Origin of the sequence: Nocardioides sp. OK12 (assembly GCF_024341885.1) — a bacterium.
GTDB classification, from domain to species: domain Bacteria; phylum Actinomycetota; class Actinomycetes; order Propionibacteriales; family Nocardioidaceae; genus Nocardioides; species Nocardioides marinisabuli.
On sequence record NZ_BNET01000002.1, the window covers coordinates 172,317 to 187,790 of the forward strand.

General features: G+C 76.8%; 17 protein-coding genes. 9 read left to right on the forward strand and 8 right to left on the reverse strand.

Going from position 1 to position 15,474, the window contains the following annotated elements; all coding sequences use genetic code 11:
• Positions 1–107: 107 nt before the first annotated feature.
• The 5 genes from OCU29_RS05000 to OCU29_RS05020 are packed head-to-tail and all read right to left on the reverse strand — an operon-like array spanning position 108 to position 4,898.
• Positions 108–1,652 (reverse strand): cation acetate symporter, encoded by a 1,545-nt coding sequence (locus tag OCU29_RS05000; protein WP_261819035.1) that lies wholly within the window; start codon positions 1,650–1,652, stop codon positions 108–110.
• The gene (locus OCU29_RS05005) at positions 1,649–2,050 is read right to left on the reverse strand and encodes a hypothetical protein (protein WP_179615138.1); all 402 of its coding nucleotides are present in this window, start codon (positions 2,048–2,050) and stop codon (positions 1,649–1,651) included. Before OCU29_RS05005 ends, OCU29_RS05000 begins: the two co-directional genes overlap by 4 nt.
• A complete protein-coding gene (locus OCU29_RS05010; protein ID WP_306799008.1) occupies positions 2,047–2,793 on the reverse strand; it encodes a LytTR family DNA-binding domain-containing protein in 747 nt (248 codons plus the stop codon). The genes OCU29_RS05005 and OCU29_RS05010 overlap by 4 nt, the downstream gene beginning before the upstream one ends.
• Complete coding sequence (locus OCU29_RS05015) at positions 2,790–3,923, reverse strand: sensor histidine kinase (RefSeq protein WP_179615139.1); 1,134 nt, start codon at positions 3,921–3,923, stop codon at positions 2,790–2,792. The genes OCU29_RS05010 and OCU29_RS05015 overlap by 4 nt, the downstream gene beginning before the upstream one ends.
• 33 nt (positions 3,924–3,956) lie before the next feature.
• Positions 3,957–4,898 carry a class I SAM-dependent methyltransferase gene (locus OCU29_RS05020; RefSeq protein ID WP_261819036.1) on the reverse strand — a complete coding sequence of 314 codons (942 nt, stop codon included), beginning with the start codon at positions 4,896–4,898 and terminating at the stop codon, positions 3,957–3,959.
• A gap of 35 nt (positions 4,899–4,933) precedes the next feature.
• On the opposite strand from OCU29_RS05020, the gene OCU29_RS05025 reads away from it, so the two are divergent.
• A complete protein-coding gene (locus OCU29_RS05025) occupies positions 4,934–5,665 on the forward strand; it encodes an oxidoreductase (RefSeq protein WP_261819037.1) in 732 nt (243 codons plus the stop codon).
• Between the two features lie 310 nt (positions 5,666–5,975).
• Here OCU29_RS05025 and OCU29_RS05030 read toward each other — a convergent pair whose 3' ends face one another.
• Complete coding sequence (locus tag OCU29_RS05030) at positions 5,976–6,761, reverse strand: HAD family phosphatase (protein WP_179615142.1); 786 nt, start codon at positions 6,759–6,761, stop codon at positions 5,976–5,978.
• A 162-nt stretch (positions 6,762–6,923) separates the two neighbouring features.
• Here OCU29_RS05030 and ssd point away from each other — a divergent pair, with 162 nt between their 5' ends.
• The 7 genes from ssd to OCU29_RS05065 all read left to right on the forward strand — a co-directional run bounded on the left by ssd (position 6,924) and on the right by OCU29_RS05065 (position 11,972).
• Positions 6,924–8,030, forward strand: a complete 1,107-nt coding sequence (gene ssd, locus OCU29_RS05035; protein WP_261819038.1) for a septum site-determining protein Ssd — start codon at positions 6,924–6,926, stop codon at positions 8,028–8,030.
• The gene (locus tag OCU29_RS05040; protein ID WP_261819039.1) at positions 8,027–9,205 is read left to right on the forward strand and encodes a TadA family conjugal transfer-associated ATPase; all 1,179 of its coding nucleotides are present in this window, start codon (positions 8,027–8,029) and stop codon (positions 9,203–9,205) included. Before ssd ends, OCU29_RS05040 begins: the two co-directional genes overlap by 4 nt.
• A complete protein-coding gene (locus OCU29_RS05045; protein WP_261819040.1) occupies positions 9,202–10,077 on the forward strand; it encodes a type II secretion system F family protein in 876 nt (291 codons plus the stop codon). Before OCU29_RS05040 ends, OCU29_RS05045 begins: the two co-directional genes overlap by 4 nt.
• Positions 10,074–10,814, forward strand: a complete 741-nt coding sequence (locus OCU29_RS05050) for a type II secretion system F family protein (RefSeq protein ID WP_261819041.1) — start codon at positions 10,074–10,076, stop codon at positions 10,812–10,814. Before OCU29_RS05045 ends, OCU29_RS05050 begins: the two co-directional genes overlap by 4 nt.
• A gap of 152 nt (positions 10,815–10,966) precedes the next feature.
• On the forward strand, positions 10,967–11,185 hold the full coding sequence (locus OCU29_RS05055; RefSeq protein WP_261819042.1) for a DUF4244 domain-containing protein: 219 nt from the start codon (positions 10,967–10,969) through the stop codon (positions 11,183–11,185).
• 89 nt (positions 11,186–11,274) lie between these two features.
• Positions 11,275–11,607 (forward strand): TadE family type IV pilus minor pilin, encoded by a 333-nt coding sequence (locus tag OCU29_RS05060; RefSeq protein WP_219633641.1) that lies wholly within the window; start codon positions 11,275–11,277, stop codon positions 11,605–11,607.
• Entirely contained in the window at positions 11,604–11,972 is a 369-nt protein-coding gene (locus OCU29_RS05065; RefSeq protein WP_261819043.1) for an Rv3654c family TadE-like protein, read from the forward strand. Before OCU29_RS05060 ends, OCU29_RS05065 begins: the two co-directional genes overlap by 4 nt.
• A gap of 7 nt (positions 11,973–11,979) precedes the next feature.
• On the opposite strand, the gene OCU29_RS05070 is transcribed toward OCU29_RS05065, so the two are convergent.
• Positions 11,980–12,288 carry a hypothetical protein gene (locus OCU29_RS05070; protein WP_261819044.1) on the reverse strand — a complete coding sequence of 103 codons (309 nt, stop codon included), beginning with the start codon at positions 12,286–12,288 and terminating at the stop codon, positions 11,980–11,982.
• A 9-nt stretch (positions 12,289–12,297) separates the two neighbouring features.
• Positions 12,298–14,586, reverse strand: a complete 2,289-nt coding sequence (locus OCU29_RS05075; RefSeq protein ID WP_370463660.1) for a DEAD/DEAH box helicase — start codon at positions 14,584–14,586, stop codon at positions 12,298–12,300.
• 303 nt (positions 14,587–14,889) lie between these two features.
• Here OCU29_RS05075 and OCU29_RS05080 point away from each other — a divergent pair, with 303 nt between their 5' ends.
• Complete coding sequence (locus OCU29_RS05080) at positions 14,890–15,228, forward strand: anti-sigma factor antagonist (protein WP_179615149.1); 339 nt, start codon at positions 14,890–14,892, stop codon at positions 15,226–15,228.
• Positions 15,229–15,474: the final 246 nt, after the last annotated feature.

Consider the following 15,474-nt stretch of genomic DNA (forward strand, 5'->3'; position numbering starts at 1 on the left):
GGTCGTGTGCCCTCGGACGCGCCATGGCGCGCGCACGGCCCACGTCCCGGACCACGACCCGGACCACGACCCGGACCACGAGCCTGCGCCGGGCGGAGGGGAGGTGCTCAGCCGCGGTCGAGGTCGACGGCCTCGGGGGTGTGCAGGCGCACCATGAAGCGGCGCACGTGCAGCGGGGCGGTGCGCCGGGTGGCGCGGCTGACCACGATCATCACCAGGAACGACAGCGGCACGCTCCAGGCGGCCGGGCGGCGCAGCAGGATCTCGACCCACCCGTCGGCCCAGCCGGGGAAGAGGGTCAGCAGCGCCGCCAGCCCGGACCCGAGGCCCCCGGCGGCCAGCCCCGCGAGGGCGCCCGCCGCGGTCAGCCCGCGCCACCAGATGCCGAGCAGCAGCAGCGGGCAGAAGGTGGAGGCGGAGACGGCGAAGGCGAGCCCGACGGTGGTCGCCACGCCGACCTGCGACTCCGAGAGCGAGACCACCGCCGGCACCACCACCGCCAGCACCGCGCCCACCCGGAAGGCGGCGACCCCGCCGAGCCGGCGCCCGGCGTACGGCCGGCCGGTGACGTCCTGGCTCAGCACGCCCGCGACCGCGATGGCCAGCCCCGACGACGTCGACAGGAACGCGGCGAAGGCGCCGCCGACCACCAGCCCGGTCAGCAGGTCCCCGCCGAGGCCCGGGAGCATCAGCCGGGGCAGCTCGAGGACCAGCACGTCGGAGCGCCCGCTGGCCGCGAGCTCGGCGGCGTAGACCCGCCCGAGCGCGCCGTAGACCGGCGGCACCATGTAGAAGACGCCGATCAGCACCAGCACCACCAGCGTCGTACGACGCGCGGCCCGGCCGTCGGGGTTGGTGTAGAAGCGCACCACCACGTGCGGCAGCCCCATCGTGCCCAGGAACGTGGCGACGATCAGCGAGTAGGTCAGGTAGAGCCCCATCGAGCCGGACTCGGCCAGCGGGCTCGACCACGACAGCGACCGGGTCGCGCCGGCGTGCACCGCGGCCGGGTCGGCGCCGGGGCGGCCGTCGCCGGCCCACACGACCAGCAGCACGGCGGCCGGGACCAGCAGGGCGGTGAGCTTGAGCCAGTACTGGAAGGCCTGCACCAGGGTGATCGAGCGCATCCCCCCGCTGATGACGTTGACCAGCACCACCGTGCCCACCACCAGCGAGCCCAGCCACGTCGGGCCGCCCACGGCGCTGGCCAGGGTGATGCCGGCGCCCTGGAACTGCGGCAGCAGGTAGAGCCAGCCGATCGCGACCACCAGCAGCGAGCAGGCGCGGCGCACGGTCTGCGAGTCGAGCCGGGCCTCGGCGAAGTCGGGCAGCGTGTAGGCGCCCGAGCGACGCAGCGGCGCGGCCACCAGGGTCAGCAGCACCAGGTAGCCCGCGGTCCAGCCGACGGGGTACCAGAGCATGTCGGCGCCGAAGGTGAGCAGCAGCCCCGCGACCCCCAGGAAGGAGGCGGCCGAGAGGTACTCGCCGCTGATCGCGGAGGCGTTCATCCGCGGCCGCACCGTGCGTGAGGCGACCATGAAGTCGCTGGTGGTGCGCGAGAAGCGCAGCCCGTAGGTGCCGATGGCCAGCGTCGCCACGCTGACCACCACGAGCGCGACGATGCCGGGCGCGGCGTCGAGGTCGGGGCTCACCGCCGCGGACCCCTCCCGGGCCGGGGGCCCGGGGCACGACCGGCCTCCATCAGCTCCACGAACGCGTCCTCGTTGCTCTCGGCGCGGCGCAGGTAGCGCCACCCGAGCAGCACCAGGAACGGGTAGGCCAGCACGCCCAGCAGCAGCCAGGCCAGCGGCAGGCCCAGCACCTGCACCTCGGTCAGACCCGGCGCCAGCACGAACAGCACCGGCAGCACCCCCAGGCCCAGGACCAGCACCACCAGGGTGCGCACCGCGAGCCACAGCTGCTCGCGCAGCAGCGAGCCGAGGTAGAGCGTGCCGAGCGGGGTCTCGTCGTCGACCTCGCGGGTGCGCGCCAGCGGCGTACGCCGGCGCGGTGGGCCGGTGACCCGCACCCGGGCCGGCGGCTCGTTCACCCGCCACCCCGGCGCAGCAGGAGGTCGCGCAGCTCGCGGGTGTGGCGCCGGCTGACCCCCAGCTCGACCCCGGGGGCTCCGCCGGGTCCGGTGACCACGACCGAGCAGCGCCCGGCGTCCATCCGCACCTCGTGCACGTGGGCCAGCGAGACCAGCAGCGAGCGGTGGATGCGCACGAAGCCGGCGGCGGCCCACTCCTCCTCCAGCGTCGACAGGGCGGCGCGCACCAGGTGGGAGCCACCGGCGGTGTGCAGGCGCACGTAGTCGCCGTGCGCCTCGACGTGGGTGAGCTCGGAGCGGTGCACGAAGCGGGTCACCCCGCCGAGCTCGACCGGGATCTGGAGGTCCTGGTCGGCGGGGGAGCGGGTGTCGCCGCCGCCGACGCGGCGCACGGCCTCGGCGAGCCGCTCGGCGCGCACCGGCTTGAGCACGTAGTCGACGGCCTGCAGGTCGAAGGCGTCGACGGCATGGCCCTCGTGGGCGGTGACGAAGACGATCGCGGGCGGCTGCTTGAAGCGGGTCAGGACCTGCGCGAGCTCGAGGCCGCTGAGCCCGGGCATCTGGATGTCGAGGAACAGCGCGTCGACCTCCTGCTCCTGCAGCACCCGCAGCGCCTCGGTCGCCGAGTCGCAGGTCAGCACCTCCCCGACGCGCTCGTCGCGCTGCAGCAGGTAGGCCAGCTCGCCGAGGGCGGGCCGCTCGTCGTCGACCACCAGCACCCGCATGCGGGCGGCGGCGCTCACGCGTGCACCCCCGGGGCGAACTTCGGCAGCCGCACCACGACCTTGGTGCCGGCACCGGGCGCGGTCTCGACGACCAGGCCGTGGTCGTCGCCGTAGACCGCGCGCAGGCGCCCGTCGACGTTGCCCAGCCCGACGGAGTCGAGCGACTGGTCGCCCGCGAGCACGCGTCGGATGTGCTCGGGGTCCTCCCCGGCGCCGTCGTCCTCCACCTCGATCACGCACTCCTGCCCCTGGTCGATGGCCGCGATCCGGATGTGGCCCCCGCCCTCGGCGGACTCCAGACCGTGACGCACCGCATTCTCGACCAGGGGCTGGATGCAGAGGAAGGGCACGGCCACGCTCAGCACCTCGGGCGCGATCGAGAGGGTGACCCGCAGCCGGTCGCCGAAGCGGGCCTGCTCGAGCAGCAGGTAGCGCTCCACCGAGCGCAGCTCCTCGGCCAGGGTGGTGTACTCGCCGTGGCGGCGGAAGGAGTAGCGGGTGAAGTCCGCGAACTCCAGCAGCAGCTCGCGGGCCCGGTCGGGGTCGGTGCGCACGAAGCTGGCGATCGCGCCCAGCGAGTTGTAGACGAAGTGCGGGCTGATCTGGGCCCGCAGGGCGCGCACCTCGGCCTCCATCAGCCGCGTGCGCGAGGAGTCGAGCTCGGCCAGCTCGAGCTGCCCCGAGACCCAGCGGGCCACCTCGTCGGCGGCGCGGACCAGCCCGGCCGAGGCGTAGGGGCCGAAGACCAGGAGCGCGCCGATGACCCGGTCGTCGACCACGAGCGGGCTGATCACCGCTGCCCGCACCGGGCAGCCGCCCTGCTTGTCGGCCGGGCAGGGCAGCTCGCGCCGCGAGACGACCTGGGTGCCGCTGCGCGCGAGGGCCTCGGCCACCAGCGCCGGCACCTGGGCGGCGTGGTGCTGCCCGGCGCCGTCCCAGGCCAGCAGCCCCGAGGTGTCGCTCAGGGCGATCGCGGGCGTGCCGAGGAGGGCGCGCAGGTGCTTGATGGAGCGCTCGGCGCTCTCGCGGGTCAGCCCCGCGCGCAGGGCCGGCGCGGCCAGCGAGGCGGTGTGCAGGGTGCGGAAGGTCGCGCGGTCGGCGTCGGAGCCGAGGTGCGTACGCCGCCAGGGGCGCGGCAGGCGTGCCACGGCGCGGCCCTCAGCCCTTGTTCATCGCCGGGCTCACCGGAAGTCGATGAGCAGCATCGAGGTGTCGTCGTCGGAGATCGAGGGCCGCGGCGCCTTGGTGACCTCGTCCTCGATGCGCGGCATGCTGCCGGTCGTGACGGTCCACGGCGGGTCGGACTGGTGGGTGTCGTCGATCTCGGCGGCGGTGCGCTGCTCGGGGTGGCCGGGGTGGCCGGGGGCCGGCTCGGGAGCCGCCAGCGGGCGCACCCGCGCCCGGAAGCACGAGGTCAGGTAGGGCAGCTGCATGCCGTCCATGCCGCGGCCGTAGTCGTCGTAGAGCGCCAGCACGTCGGCCAGCAGCCGCTCGCGCTCGGCCGCCTCGAGGGTCGAGACGGAGGACAGCGAGCCGACGTAGTCGAGGATCGACTCGCGGTCCAGGACCTGCCAGTGCTTGGCGGTGTGCTCCTCGGCGTCGTCGAAGAGGTCGCTGTCGGCCAGCGGGCGGGTCAGCTCGTCGAGCGGGTGCTCGGGGCCCAGGATCCGGCTGAGCTTGCGCACCCACGGGATGCGCACGTCGCGCTGGTGCCAGACCAGGGACAGGTGGCCCCCGGGCTTGAGCACCCGGGCGATCTCGGGCAGGGCCCGCTCGTGGTCGAACCAGTGGAAGGCCTGCGCGGCCACCACGACGTCGTACCCGCGGTCGGCGGCGGGCAGCTCCTCGGCGCCCGCCACGCTGGTGCGCACGCCGGGCAGGCGCTCGCGCAGCACTCCCAGCATCTGCTCGTCGGGGTCGGTGGCGTGCACCACGTGGCCCAGGGCCACCAGCTGCTCGGTCAGCCGCCCGGTGCCGGCCCCCAGCTCGAGCACGGTGAGGCCGCCGCGCTGCTCGCCGCCGCCGAGCCAGGCCGCGACGTCGCGCGAGTAGGTCGGGCGGCCCCGGTCGTAGGCCCGGACCACCTGCCCGAAGGATCGCGCGTGCAGGAGGGGATCACTCATCGGGGCGAGCGTATCGGCTCGCTACCCTCGACGCCGTGACCTCCGATCCCTTGTCCTGGCTGGTGTCGCTCGAGGGTGTCCCCAGCGGCCTGGCCGCCGCCCGCGACGGGATCGACGTCGTGCTGCGCGACCGCGGCCTGCGGCGCACCAGCCCCGAGACCACCGCCGAGTCGCTGCTGCGCGGCGCGCACGCCAGCGCCGTGCTCGAGGGGTCGACCTCGACGCTCGCCGAGGCGCGCGCCGGCGAGGGCGACGCGGTCGCCCAGGACTCGCTGCGCCTCTCGACCGAGCTGCTCTCGCTGGTGCCGACGCTGGGTCGCTCGCCGCTCCAGGCGCTGGCCCGGCTGCACGCCCTCGCCTCCGCCTCGAGCCTGCCCGCCGAGGAGCGCGGTCGCCCCCGCGACGCCGGGTCCGCCGGTCGGCTGCGCGACCTGGCCGACCTGATCACCTCGAGCGCCGGCTCGCCGGGCCTGCTCGTGGCCGCCGTGGTGCACGCCGACCTCGCCACCGCCGCCCCCTTCGCCTCCCACAACGGCCTGGTCGCCCGGGCCGCCGAGCGCCTCGTGCTGGTGGCCCGCGGGGTCGACGAGAAGTCGTTGGTGGTGCCCGAGGCCGGCCACCTCGCGCTCCGGGAGGCCTACGAGTCCAACCTGCGCGGCTACGCCACCGGCGGCGACGCGGGCGTGCACTCCTGGCTGCTCTACGCCACCGAGGCGTACGCCGCGGCCGCCGAGGCGTCCCCGCTGCGGAGGCCGGCGGAGGGCTGAGCCCTCCTGCGTCGGGCAAGCAGATGGCCCCGGGAGCAGAGCTCCGCGGGGCCATCGCTGACACGTGTCCTGGCTGGCTACCAAGCGTGCACTCATAAGCTGTCTCGGAAGTGTTCCGTTGACAAGCGCCCTGTAGGAAGGGTGGATCGCCGCGTGGGTACCCCTGGTCACGTGTACGTCTATGGAGTTGGTACCCCCTTGTGTACGCCGATGTGACGCGCGACACAAGGGGACGGCAGGAAAATGCCGCACCCCGTGCCTGCGGGGGCACCCGCCCCGGAGGTGGCCGGGCGAGCGTGCGTCGGAGGGCTCAGGCGGTCGGGCCGCGGCGGCGCGCACCGGCCCAGACGGCCCCGCCCACGGCCACCGCGCCACCCACGGCGAGGGCGGCCAGGGTCGGTCGCACCCGCACCCGGCTGCGCAGCGCGACCGGGCGCATGAAGACCAGGACCGGCCAGTCGCGCTCGGTGGCGGTGCGGCGCAGCTCCTTGTCGGGGTTGACCGCGTGGGGGTGTCCCACGGCCTCCAGCATCGGGACGTCGGTCACCGAGTCGCTGTAGGCGTAGCAGTCGGCGAGGTCGTAGCCGCGCTGGGCGGCCAGCTCGAGGATCTCCACGGCTTTCTGCTCGGCGTAGACGTAGGTCGCGATCTCGCCGGTGTAACAGCCGTCCTCGACCTCGAGGCGGGTGGCGACCACGGTGTCGGCGCCGAGCATCGCGCCGATCGGCTCGACGACCTCGGTGCCGGAGGCCGAGACGATCACGATGTCGCGTCCCGCGGCCCGGTGCTCCTCGATGAGGGCGACGGCCTCGTCGTAGACGATCGGGTCGACGACGTGGTGCAGGGTCTCGGCGACGATCTCGTTGACGGTCGCGACGTCCCAGCCCTTGCACAGCTGCGACATGAACTGGCGCAGCTTCTCCATCTGGTCGTGGTCCGCGCCGCCGACGAGGTAGACGAACTGGGCGTACGCCGAGCGCAGGACGGCGCGTCGCGAGATCAGCCCTCCCGCCTGGAAGGGCTTGCTGAAGGCCAGCGTGCTCGACTTGGCGATGATCGTCTTGTCGAGGTCGAAGAAAGCCGCGGAGGCGGTCATGGGTCGAGCCTAGGCGGTGGTGGCCCCCGTGCGGGCCGGGCCGGGGCGGGAGCGGCGTGGGATGCGCCACCTCGGGCGCACACCGGGGGCGTGGTGCGGGGTCGTTCCACAGGGTCCGTGCGACGTCGCGCCGGGCCGCCGCGGCCGGGGCAGCGTGGGCCCATGAGCCCACTGCGCAGCGCACCCCTCCCCACCGGTCCCGCCAGTCCCTCGGCCGAGGCCGAGCCCGACCCGCCGCTGGTGGTGACCCGCGACCCCGACCTGCTCGACGAGGTCGGGCGTCTGGCGGCCGCGGCCGGCACGGCGCTGGCCGCCACCGGTGAGCCCGCCCAGGCGCTGCGCCGCTGGTCCCGGGCGCCGCTGGTGCTGCTCGGCGCCGACCTGGCCGGGGAGATGGCGGTGCTGGGCCCGCCGCGCCGGCCCCGGGTGCACGTGGTCAGCACCCGGGCGGTGCCCGACGACCTCTTCCGCCTGGCCCTCGCCGTCGGGGCCGCCGACGTCTCCGACCTGCCGGACTCGGCGGGCTGGCTGACCGAGCTGCTCACCGACCTCGGCGAGGCGCGGGTGCGCCCGGCCCGGGTGGTGGCCGTGGTCGGGGGCTCGGGCGGCGCCGGCGCCACCACGCTGGCCTGCGCGCTCGGCCAGCGCGCCGCGCGGCGCGGACCCACCCTGGTCGTCGACACCGACGCGGCGGGCCCCGGCCTCGACCGGGTGCTGGGCCTCGAGCGGCGCGACGGCGTCCGGTGGGACTCGCTGGGGCGCACCACGGGCCGGCTCAGTGCCAGGTCGCTGCGCGACGCCGTGCCGCGCGAGGCCGACCTGGGCGTGCTGACCTGGCCGCCCGGCCGGGCCGACACGCTGGCCCCCTTCGCCGCCCGCGAGGCGCTCTCGGCCGCCCGGCGCGGGCACGAGACCGTCGTCGTCGACCTGCCGCGGGTGCTCGGCCCGGTCGCGGAGGAGGTGGTCGCGCACTGCGACCTCGTGCTGGTGGTCGTGGTCCCCACGGTGCCGGGGCTGGCCTCCGCGGCCCGGGTCTGCGCCCGGCTCGGCGACCCGGCGCGCACCCGGCTCGTCGTGCGCGGCTCGGCGGACCCGTCGCTGGTGAGCCGGGCCGTCGGAGCCCCCGTGCTCGCCGCGATGGGCGACCAACGCGGCCTCGACGAGGCCGTCGACCTCGGGCGCGGCCCGGCGGCCTCCGAGCGCGGCGTGCTGGCCCGCACCGCCTCGGGGCTCCTCGACCGCCTCGAGGTCCTCGGCGAGGCGGCGTGAGCCAGGTGCCGACGGCCCTCGACACCGGCGACCTGGTCGAGGTGGTCCGCGACCACTTGGCCCGCGACCCGGGCCCGCTGACCCCGCACCGCGTCGCCACCGCGCTGCGCGCCACCGGCCGGCCCGTCGGCGACACCACGGTCCTGGCGGTCCACGAGGCGCTGCGTCGCGACGTGCTCGGCGCCGGCCCCCTCGAGCCGCTGCTGCGCCGCCCCGGCGTGACCGACGTGCTGGTCAACGGCGCCGCCCAGGTCGTCGTCGACCGGGGTCAGGGGCTCGAGCCGACCGGGGTCGTCTTCCCCGACGACGCGGCCGTGCGCCGGCTGGCCCAGCGCCTGGCCGCCGCGGCCGGGCGCCGCCTCGACGACGCCACGCCGTACGCCGACGCGCGGCTGCCCGACGGCACCCGGCTGCACGCGGTGCTGGCGCCGGTGGCCCGGCCGGGCACCTCGATCTCGCTGCGGGTGCCGCCGAGCCGGGCGATCCGCGTCGACGACCTCGTCGCCGACGGGGCGCTGCCGGCCGGCGGCGCCCGGCTGCTGCGCGCCGTGGTGGCCTCGCGGCTCGCCTTCCTGGTCACCGGTGGCACCGGCAGCGGCAAGACCACCCTGCTGGCGGGGCTGCTGGGCCTCGTCGACCCGGCCGAGCGGCTGGTGCTCGTCGAGGACTCCTCCGAGCTGCGGCCCGACCACCCGCACGTGGTGGGGCTCGAGGGCCGGCCCGCCAACATCGAGGGCGCCGGCGCCGTCGACGTGCGCACCCTGGTGCGCCAGGCGCTGCGGATGCGGCCCGACCGGATCGTGGTGGGGGAGGTGCGCGGCGCCGAGGTCGTCGACCTGCTGGCCGCCCTCAACACCGGCCACGAGGGCGGCTGCGGCACCCTGCACGCCAACTCCGCGGCCGACGTGCCCGCCCGCGTCGAGGCGCTGGCCCTGGCCGCCGGCCTCGACCGCGCCGCGACCCACAGCCAGCTGGCCTCGGGGGTGCACCTGGTCGTGCACCTGGCCCGCGGTCGCGACGGCGTACGCCGGGTGCGTGAGCTGGCCGTGCCCGAGCGCGGCCCCGACGGGCTGGTGCGGATGCTCACCGCCGCCCGGCTCGACGGCGACCGGGTGCAGGACGGCCCCGGCGCCTCGCGGCTGGCGGCGCTGCTCGAGCCCGCGGACCGGCCGTGACCGTGGCGGTGGGCGCGGGGGCCGGTCTCCCCGTGGGCCCGCCCGTCCTCCTGGCCGTCCTGGCCGCCGTCGCCGCGGCCGGGGCGGCCGCGCTGCTGGTCCGGCCCGACCCGACGAGGAACCTGCGGTGGCGCACCGGGACGGACGCGGGGAACGGTAGGGGGGAGGACACGGGGAGCAGGAGGGGGAGCAGGTGGCTGGCGCTCGGCCTGCTGGGCGCGGCGGTGCTCGGGGCCGGTGGGGTCGCCCTGGTGCGGCTGCTGGCGCCCGTGCTGGTGGCGCTGGCGGCGGCCTGGGTGCTGCTGGTGCTGCACCGTCGTCGTCGCGCGGACCGGCTGGCCACCGAGCGCGCGGAGCGGGTGCGTGAGACCTGCGAGACGCTCGCCTCCGAGCTCGCCGCGGGCCGCCCGCCGGGCGCCGCGCTGGAGCGGGCCGCCGAGGAGTGGGCGGTGCTGGCCCCGGTCGCGGAGGCGCACCGGGTCGGGGCCGACGTACCGGCTGCGTGGCGGGCGGCAGGGGAGGTCCCGGGCGCCGGTGACCTGCGGCTGGTGGCCGCGGCCTGGCAGGTCGCCCACCGCACCGGCCACGGCCTGGCCCACGCCGTGGCCCGGGTGTCGGTCGACCTGCGCCGGGCGCGCGGGACCCGGAGGGTCGTGGCCGGCGAGCTGGCCTCGGCGCGCGCGACCGCGCGGCTGGTCGCGGTACTGCCGGTGGGGGCGCTGCTGATGGGCTCGGGCGCGGGTGGCGACCCGGTCGTCTTCCTGCTCGGGCACCCCGTGGGCCTGGCCTGCCTGGCCGCCGGGGTGGCGCTCGCCCTCGCCGGCCTCGCCTGGATCGAGGCGCTGGCCCGCGAGGCCGGGCGCGGCGCGTGAGCCCCTGGGCGGTGGCGCTGCTGGCCGCCGCGGCCGCGGCCGCGTGGGTGCCGCCCGCCCGCGGTCGCCCGTCGATCCTGGTGCCCGGCGCCGTGCCGGGCGGAGCCACGGGTGCCGCGGGGCCCGCTGCGGCGCAGGGCTGGATGCGCCGGCACCGCTGGCTGCTGGCCCTGTGCGCCGCGGCGGTGGGCCCGACCGTCGTCGGCGGGGCGACCGGGGCCGCGGCCGGGCCGGTGCTGGCGGTGGTCGTCTGGGTCGTGGTCGGTCGCTCCGAGCCGCCGGCGCTGCGTCGCCGACGTGAGCAGGTGCGCCGCGACCTGCCCCACCTGGTCGGGCTGCTCGCGGTGGCGCTGCGGGCGGGGGCCGCCCCCGGTGATGCCGTCGCGGTGGCCGGGGCCGCCCTGCCCGGCCCGGCCGCCGACCACCTGCTGGCGCTGACCTCGAGGCTCGGCCTGGGCGTCGACCCGGGCACGGTGTGGCACGACGTGGCGGGCGACCCGCTGCTGGCCCCGCTGGGCCGGGCGCTCGCGCGCGCCCACACCAGCGGGTCGTCGGTGGTCGAGGCGGTCGAGGACCTGGCCGACGCCCTGGCCCGCGAGGCCGGCGCCGACGCCGAGGACCTGGCCCGGTCCGTGGGGGTGCGGGCCGCGGTGCCCCTCGGCGTCTGCCTCCTGCCCGCCTTCGTGCTGGTCGGCATCGTGCCGCTGGCCGCCGGGCTGATGCGGACCCTGCTGTGAGCCGCCCGCGGTCCGGGCCAGGAGCCGTGCACAGGCGCCGCGTCGCGCGGGCCCGCCCACACGCCGCCTGCGGCCGGCCGCGGGGTGCGCCCGGGCGACCCAGGATCGGAGGACCGGTCGCGACCCTGCGACCCCGACAAGGAGGAGCGCACGTGCACCACGACCTCGACACCACCCAGCGACCCGACGACGGCTTGCAGCCCGGCCCGACCCGCGGCGACGACGGCATCACCACCGCCGAGTACGCGGTGGGCACCGCTGCCGGCGCCGGCCTGGCCGGCCTGCTCTACGCGATGCTCACCGGCGGCTTCGGCGACCAGCTGCTCACCACCCTGTTCGACCACGTGCTCGGCCTGCTGGGCATCGGGTGAGACGCGGGTCGCGTCGCCGGCGCCCGCCGCGTGCTCCGGGTGGCCCGGGTGGCCCGGGTGGCCCGGGGGCGCGACCCGAGCGCGGCGCCGTGACCGCCGAGCTGGCGATGGTGCTGCCGCTGCTGCTGGCCGTCGTGGTGGCGATGACCTGGCTGCTCAGCGTCGGCCTGGCCCAGGTCCGCGTCGTCGACGCGGCACGCGAGGCCGCCCGGGCCCTGGCCCGCGGCGACGACCAGGCCCGCGCGGTCGCGCTGGCGGCGCAGGTCGCGCCACCGGGCAGCCGGGTGGCGGTGGCCCGGGCCGACGGCACCGTCGTGGTCACCGTGACCGGCACGGTCAGCGGGCCGGGCGGGCTGCTCGCGGCGCTGCCGGGCGCCGAGGTGTCGGCGGCCGCGACGGCGCTGGAGGAGCAGGCACCGTGACCCGCCCACGGGCCCGGCGCGGGGGCCGGGGCGCGCCCGACGAGGCCGGTGCCGCCACCGTGCTGGGCGTCGCCCTGGCCGGACTGCTCCTGCTGCTCGGGGTCGCCCTCGCCGAGCTGGGCGCCGTGGTCGTCGCCCACCGCCGCGCCCAGGCCGCCGCCGACCTCGCCGCGCTGGCCGGCGCCACCAGCCGGGCCGACGGGTGCCTGGCCGCCGACCGGGTGGCCCTGGCCAACGGGGCGGCGCTCACCGCCTGCACGCCCGAGGGCAGCGCGGTGCTGGTCACCGTGCGCGTCGACGCCCCGCCGGGGCTCGACCGGGTGCTGGTCATCGAGGCCCGGGCCCGGGCCGGCCCGGCGCCCTGAGGGCCCGTCAGTGCGAGGCGGCGTCCTCGTCGGGGTCGCGGCGGCGCTCGGCCTCGACGGCGTCGAGCTTCTGCGACAGCTCCTCGAGCTTCTTGTGCTCGCGGCGTGCCTGCAGCGAGCGGCGGGTGCCGATGCGGATCAGCACCACGCCCAGCAGCACGGCGACGCCCGAGGCGAGCCCGAGCAGGAAGAGCGTGGGCGCGCCCACGTCGACGCCGAGCACCTGGACGACCCCGACCGCGTTCTCGGCGGTGAGCACCCCGGCCAGGATCGTGGCGACACCGGCGGCGAGCAGGATCAGACCCAGGACGACCATGCGCGGAGCCTAGGCCATCGCGTCGGTGGCCGGGCCGGCCTCGGCCAGCAGCACCTCCAGCAGCCGGGCCGCCCCGGCCTTGTCGAGCGGGTTGTTCTGGTTGCCGCACTTGGGCGACTGGATGCACGAGGGGCAGCCGGCCTCGCACTCGCACGACACGATCGCCTCGCGGGTCGCGCCCAGCCACGCGCGGGCGGTGCGGTAGCCCCGCTCGGCGAAGCCGGCCCCGCCCGGGTGGCCGTCGTGCACGAAGACGGTCAGCACCCCGGTGTCGGGGTGCCGCGCGGTGGAGACGCCACCGATGTCCCAGCGGTCGCAGGTCGCGAAGAGCGGCAGCAGGCCGATCGAGCAGTGCTCGGCCGCGTGCGCCGCCCCCGGCAGGTCGCCGGGGTCGATCCCGCTGTCCTCGAGCACGTCGTCGGGCACGCTCCACCACACCGCGGTGGTGCGCAGGGTGCGCTCGGGCAGGTCGAGCGGCTCCTCGCCGACGACCTCGCCCCCGGGCTGGCGGCGCAGCAGGTAGGAGACGACCTGGTGGGTCACCGCCACCTCGCCCACCGAGAGCCGGCACCGGCCCCAGTCGGTGTGCTCGCGCTCGGCGAGCACGCTGATGTCGGTGATCTCGCGGGCCGAGGTGGAGTGGTCGGGCTCGGCACGCTCGATGACCGCCACCGACTCCTCCAGGTCGAGCGAGGTGACCAGGTAGGTCTCGCCCCGGTGCAGGTAGACCGCCCCGGGGTGGGCGGTGCCGTGGGCGCTGCCCGCGTCGACGGTGCCGACGACCCGGCCGGTCCCGGCCTCGACCAGCTGCACCGGGCGTCCGCCCGCGGAGCGGATGTCGGCGAGGTCGGCCGCGCGGCGACGGTCGGTCCAGAACCAGCCGTTGGCTCGGCGGCGCAGCAGCCCCGCGGCGACCAGCTGGTCGAGCACCGCCCGGGCGGTCGGGCCGAAGAGCGGCAGGTCGGCCTCGGTCAGGGCCTGCTCCTGCGCGGCGGCGCACAGGTGCGGGCCCAGCACGTAGGGGTTCGAGACGTCGAAGACGCTGGCCTCGACCGGGCGCCCGAACAGCGCCTCCGGGTGGTGCACCAGGTAGGTGTCGAGCGGGTCGTCCCGTGCCACCAGCACCGCTGCCGCGTCCCGGGCGCCGCGCCCCGCGCGGCCCACCTGCTGCCACAGCGCCGCCCGGGTGCCGGGGAAGCCGGCCATCAGCACCGCGTCGAGCCCGCTGACGTCGATGCCGAGCTCGAGGGCGTTGGTGGCGGCCAGGCCCAGCAGCTCGCCGGCCCGCAGCTGTTGCTCGATCGCGCGGCGCTCCTCGGGCAGGTAGCCGCCCCGGTAGGACGCCACCCGGCCCGCGAGCGCGGGGTCGACCTCCTCGAGCAGCCCGGCGGTGGTCAGCGCGACCTGCTCGGCGCCGCGCCTCGAGCGCACGAAGGCCAGGGTGCGCACGCCCTCGACGACCAGGTCGGTGAGCAGGTCGGCGGTCTCGGAGGACGCCGCGCGACGCACCGGCGCGCCGTTCTCGCCGGCGTTCGACGTCAGCGGGGGCTCCCAGAGCCCGAGGGCCACCGAGCCGCGGGGGGAGGCGTCGTCGGTCACGGCGTGCACCGGCAGCCCGGTCAGGCGGCCCGCGGCGTCGGCGGGCTCGGCCACCGTCGCCGAGGCCAGCACGAAGGTGGGTGCGGAGCCGTGCAGGGCGCAGACCCGGCGCAGCCGGCGCAGCACCTGCGCCACGTGGGCGCCGAAGACGCCCCGGTAGTGGTGGCACTCGTCCACGACCACGTAGCGCAGCGTGCGCCAGAAGTGGTGCCAGTGCTCGTGGCCGGGCAGCAGGCTGCGGTGCAGCATGTCGGGGTTGGTCAGCACGTACTCCGCGTGGTCGCGCGCCCAGTCGCGCTGCTCGCGGGTCGAGTCACCGTCGTGGGTGGTCACCCCCAGGCCCAGGCCGAGGCCGCGCAGCGACGCCAGCTGGTCCTGGGCCAGGGCCTTGGTCGGCGCCAGGTAGAGCGTCGTCGCCCCGCGCTGGCCGCGCCGGCCGCGGGCACCCAGAAGGGTGGTCAGGGCCGGCAGCTGGAAGGCCAGCGACTTGCCCGAGGCGGTGCCCGTCGAGACCACCACGTGCCGCCCGGCCCACGCCGACTCCGCGGCCTCGACCTGGTGCTCCCAGGGGCGTGCCACGCCCCGGGCGGCGAAGGCCTCCACGACCCCCGGGTCGGCCCAGCCGGGCCAGTCGGCCGAGCGCCCCGGACGCGCCGGGAGCCGCTCCAGGTGCGTCAACCGGCCCTCGCGGGAGGGCAGGGAGGCGAGTCGCTCGACGACGTCGCCGACGCCGCCCGGCGGCGTCCGCAGGGTCCGCCCCGGGGCAGGGGGACGGGGGGTGTCGGAGGGGTCGGCGGGCACGTCCCGATGGTCCCAAACCCCGCCGACACCGCTGCCTCCGGCAGGGTCGTGGACCGGTCCGGGCCGACACGATGTGGGACCGGCTCTTTACTGTGGTGTGCGTGCGGGTGCCGCACGTGGTTTCATATGCCTGATCCGATGCTCGGGACCGGGGGCGTCCCGCCGCCTCCGAGCGCCAGTGCAGCTGACAGGGAGTAAGACGTGGACCTCACCCTTGCGACACGCGATGCCGATGGCAAGACCATCGTTGCGGTCGGCGGGGAGATCGACGTCTACACGGCTCCCAAGCTGCGTGACAAGATCACCGAGCTGGTCGCCGCCGGCGTCTACGACCTCGTCGTCGACATGGAGGCCGTCGAGTTCCTCGACTCCACCGGCCTCGGCGTGCTGGTGGGCGGGCTCAAGAAGGTCCGTGCCCACGACGGGTCGCTCCAGCTGGTCTGCACCCAGGACCGGCTGCTCAAGATCTTCCGGATCACCGGCCTGGCGAAGGTCTTCGTGATCCACGAGTCGGCCGACGACGCGCTCGCCGCCAACTGAGCCGACCGGCCCCGCACCACCGCCGCACCGCGGCCGCAGCACCGCCGCGCCGGGCGCCGGCGTACGTCGCCGCGCCGCCCCGTCGAGCCCGCTCGAGCGGCCTGAGGGCAACGCACGTAGGGGATGCGCGCCCGACACGATGTGGCGCAGGTCACATCGACGTGCTTTCCGGGTGCCTGATCTGCGTAGAGTCTGCCTCGTTCCGTGAGACCTGGGTCACACCTGGTGGCCCCGACCCGCACGACC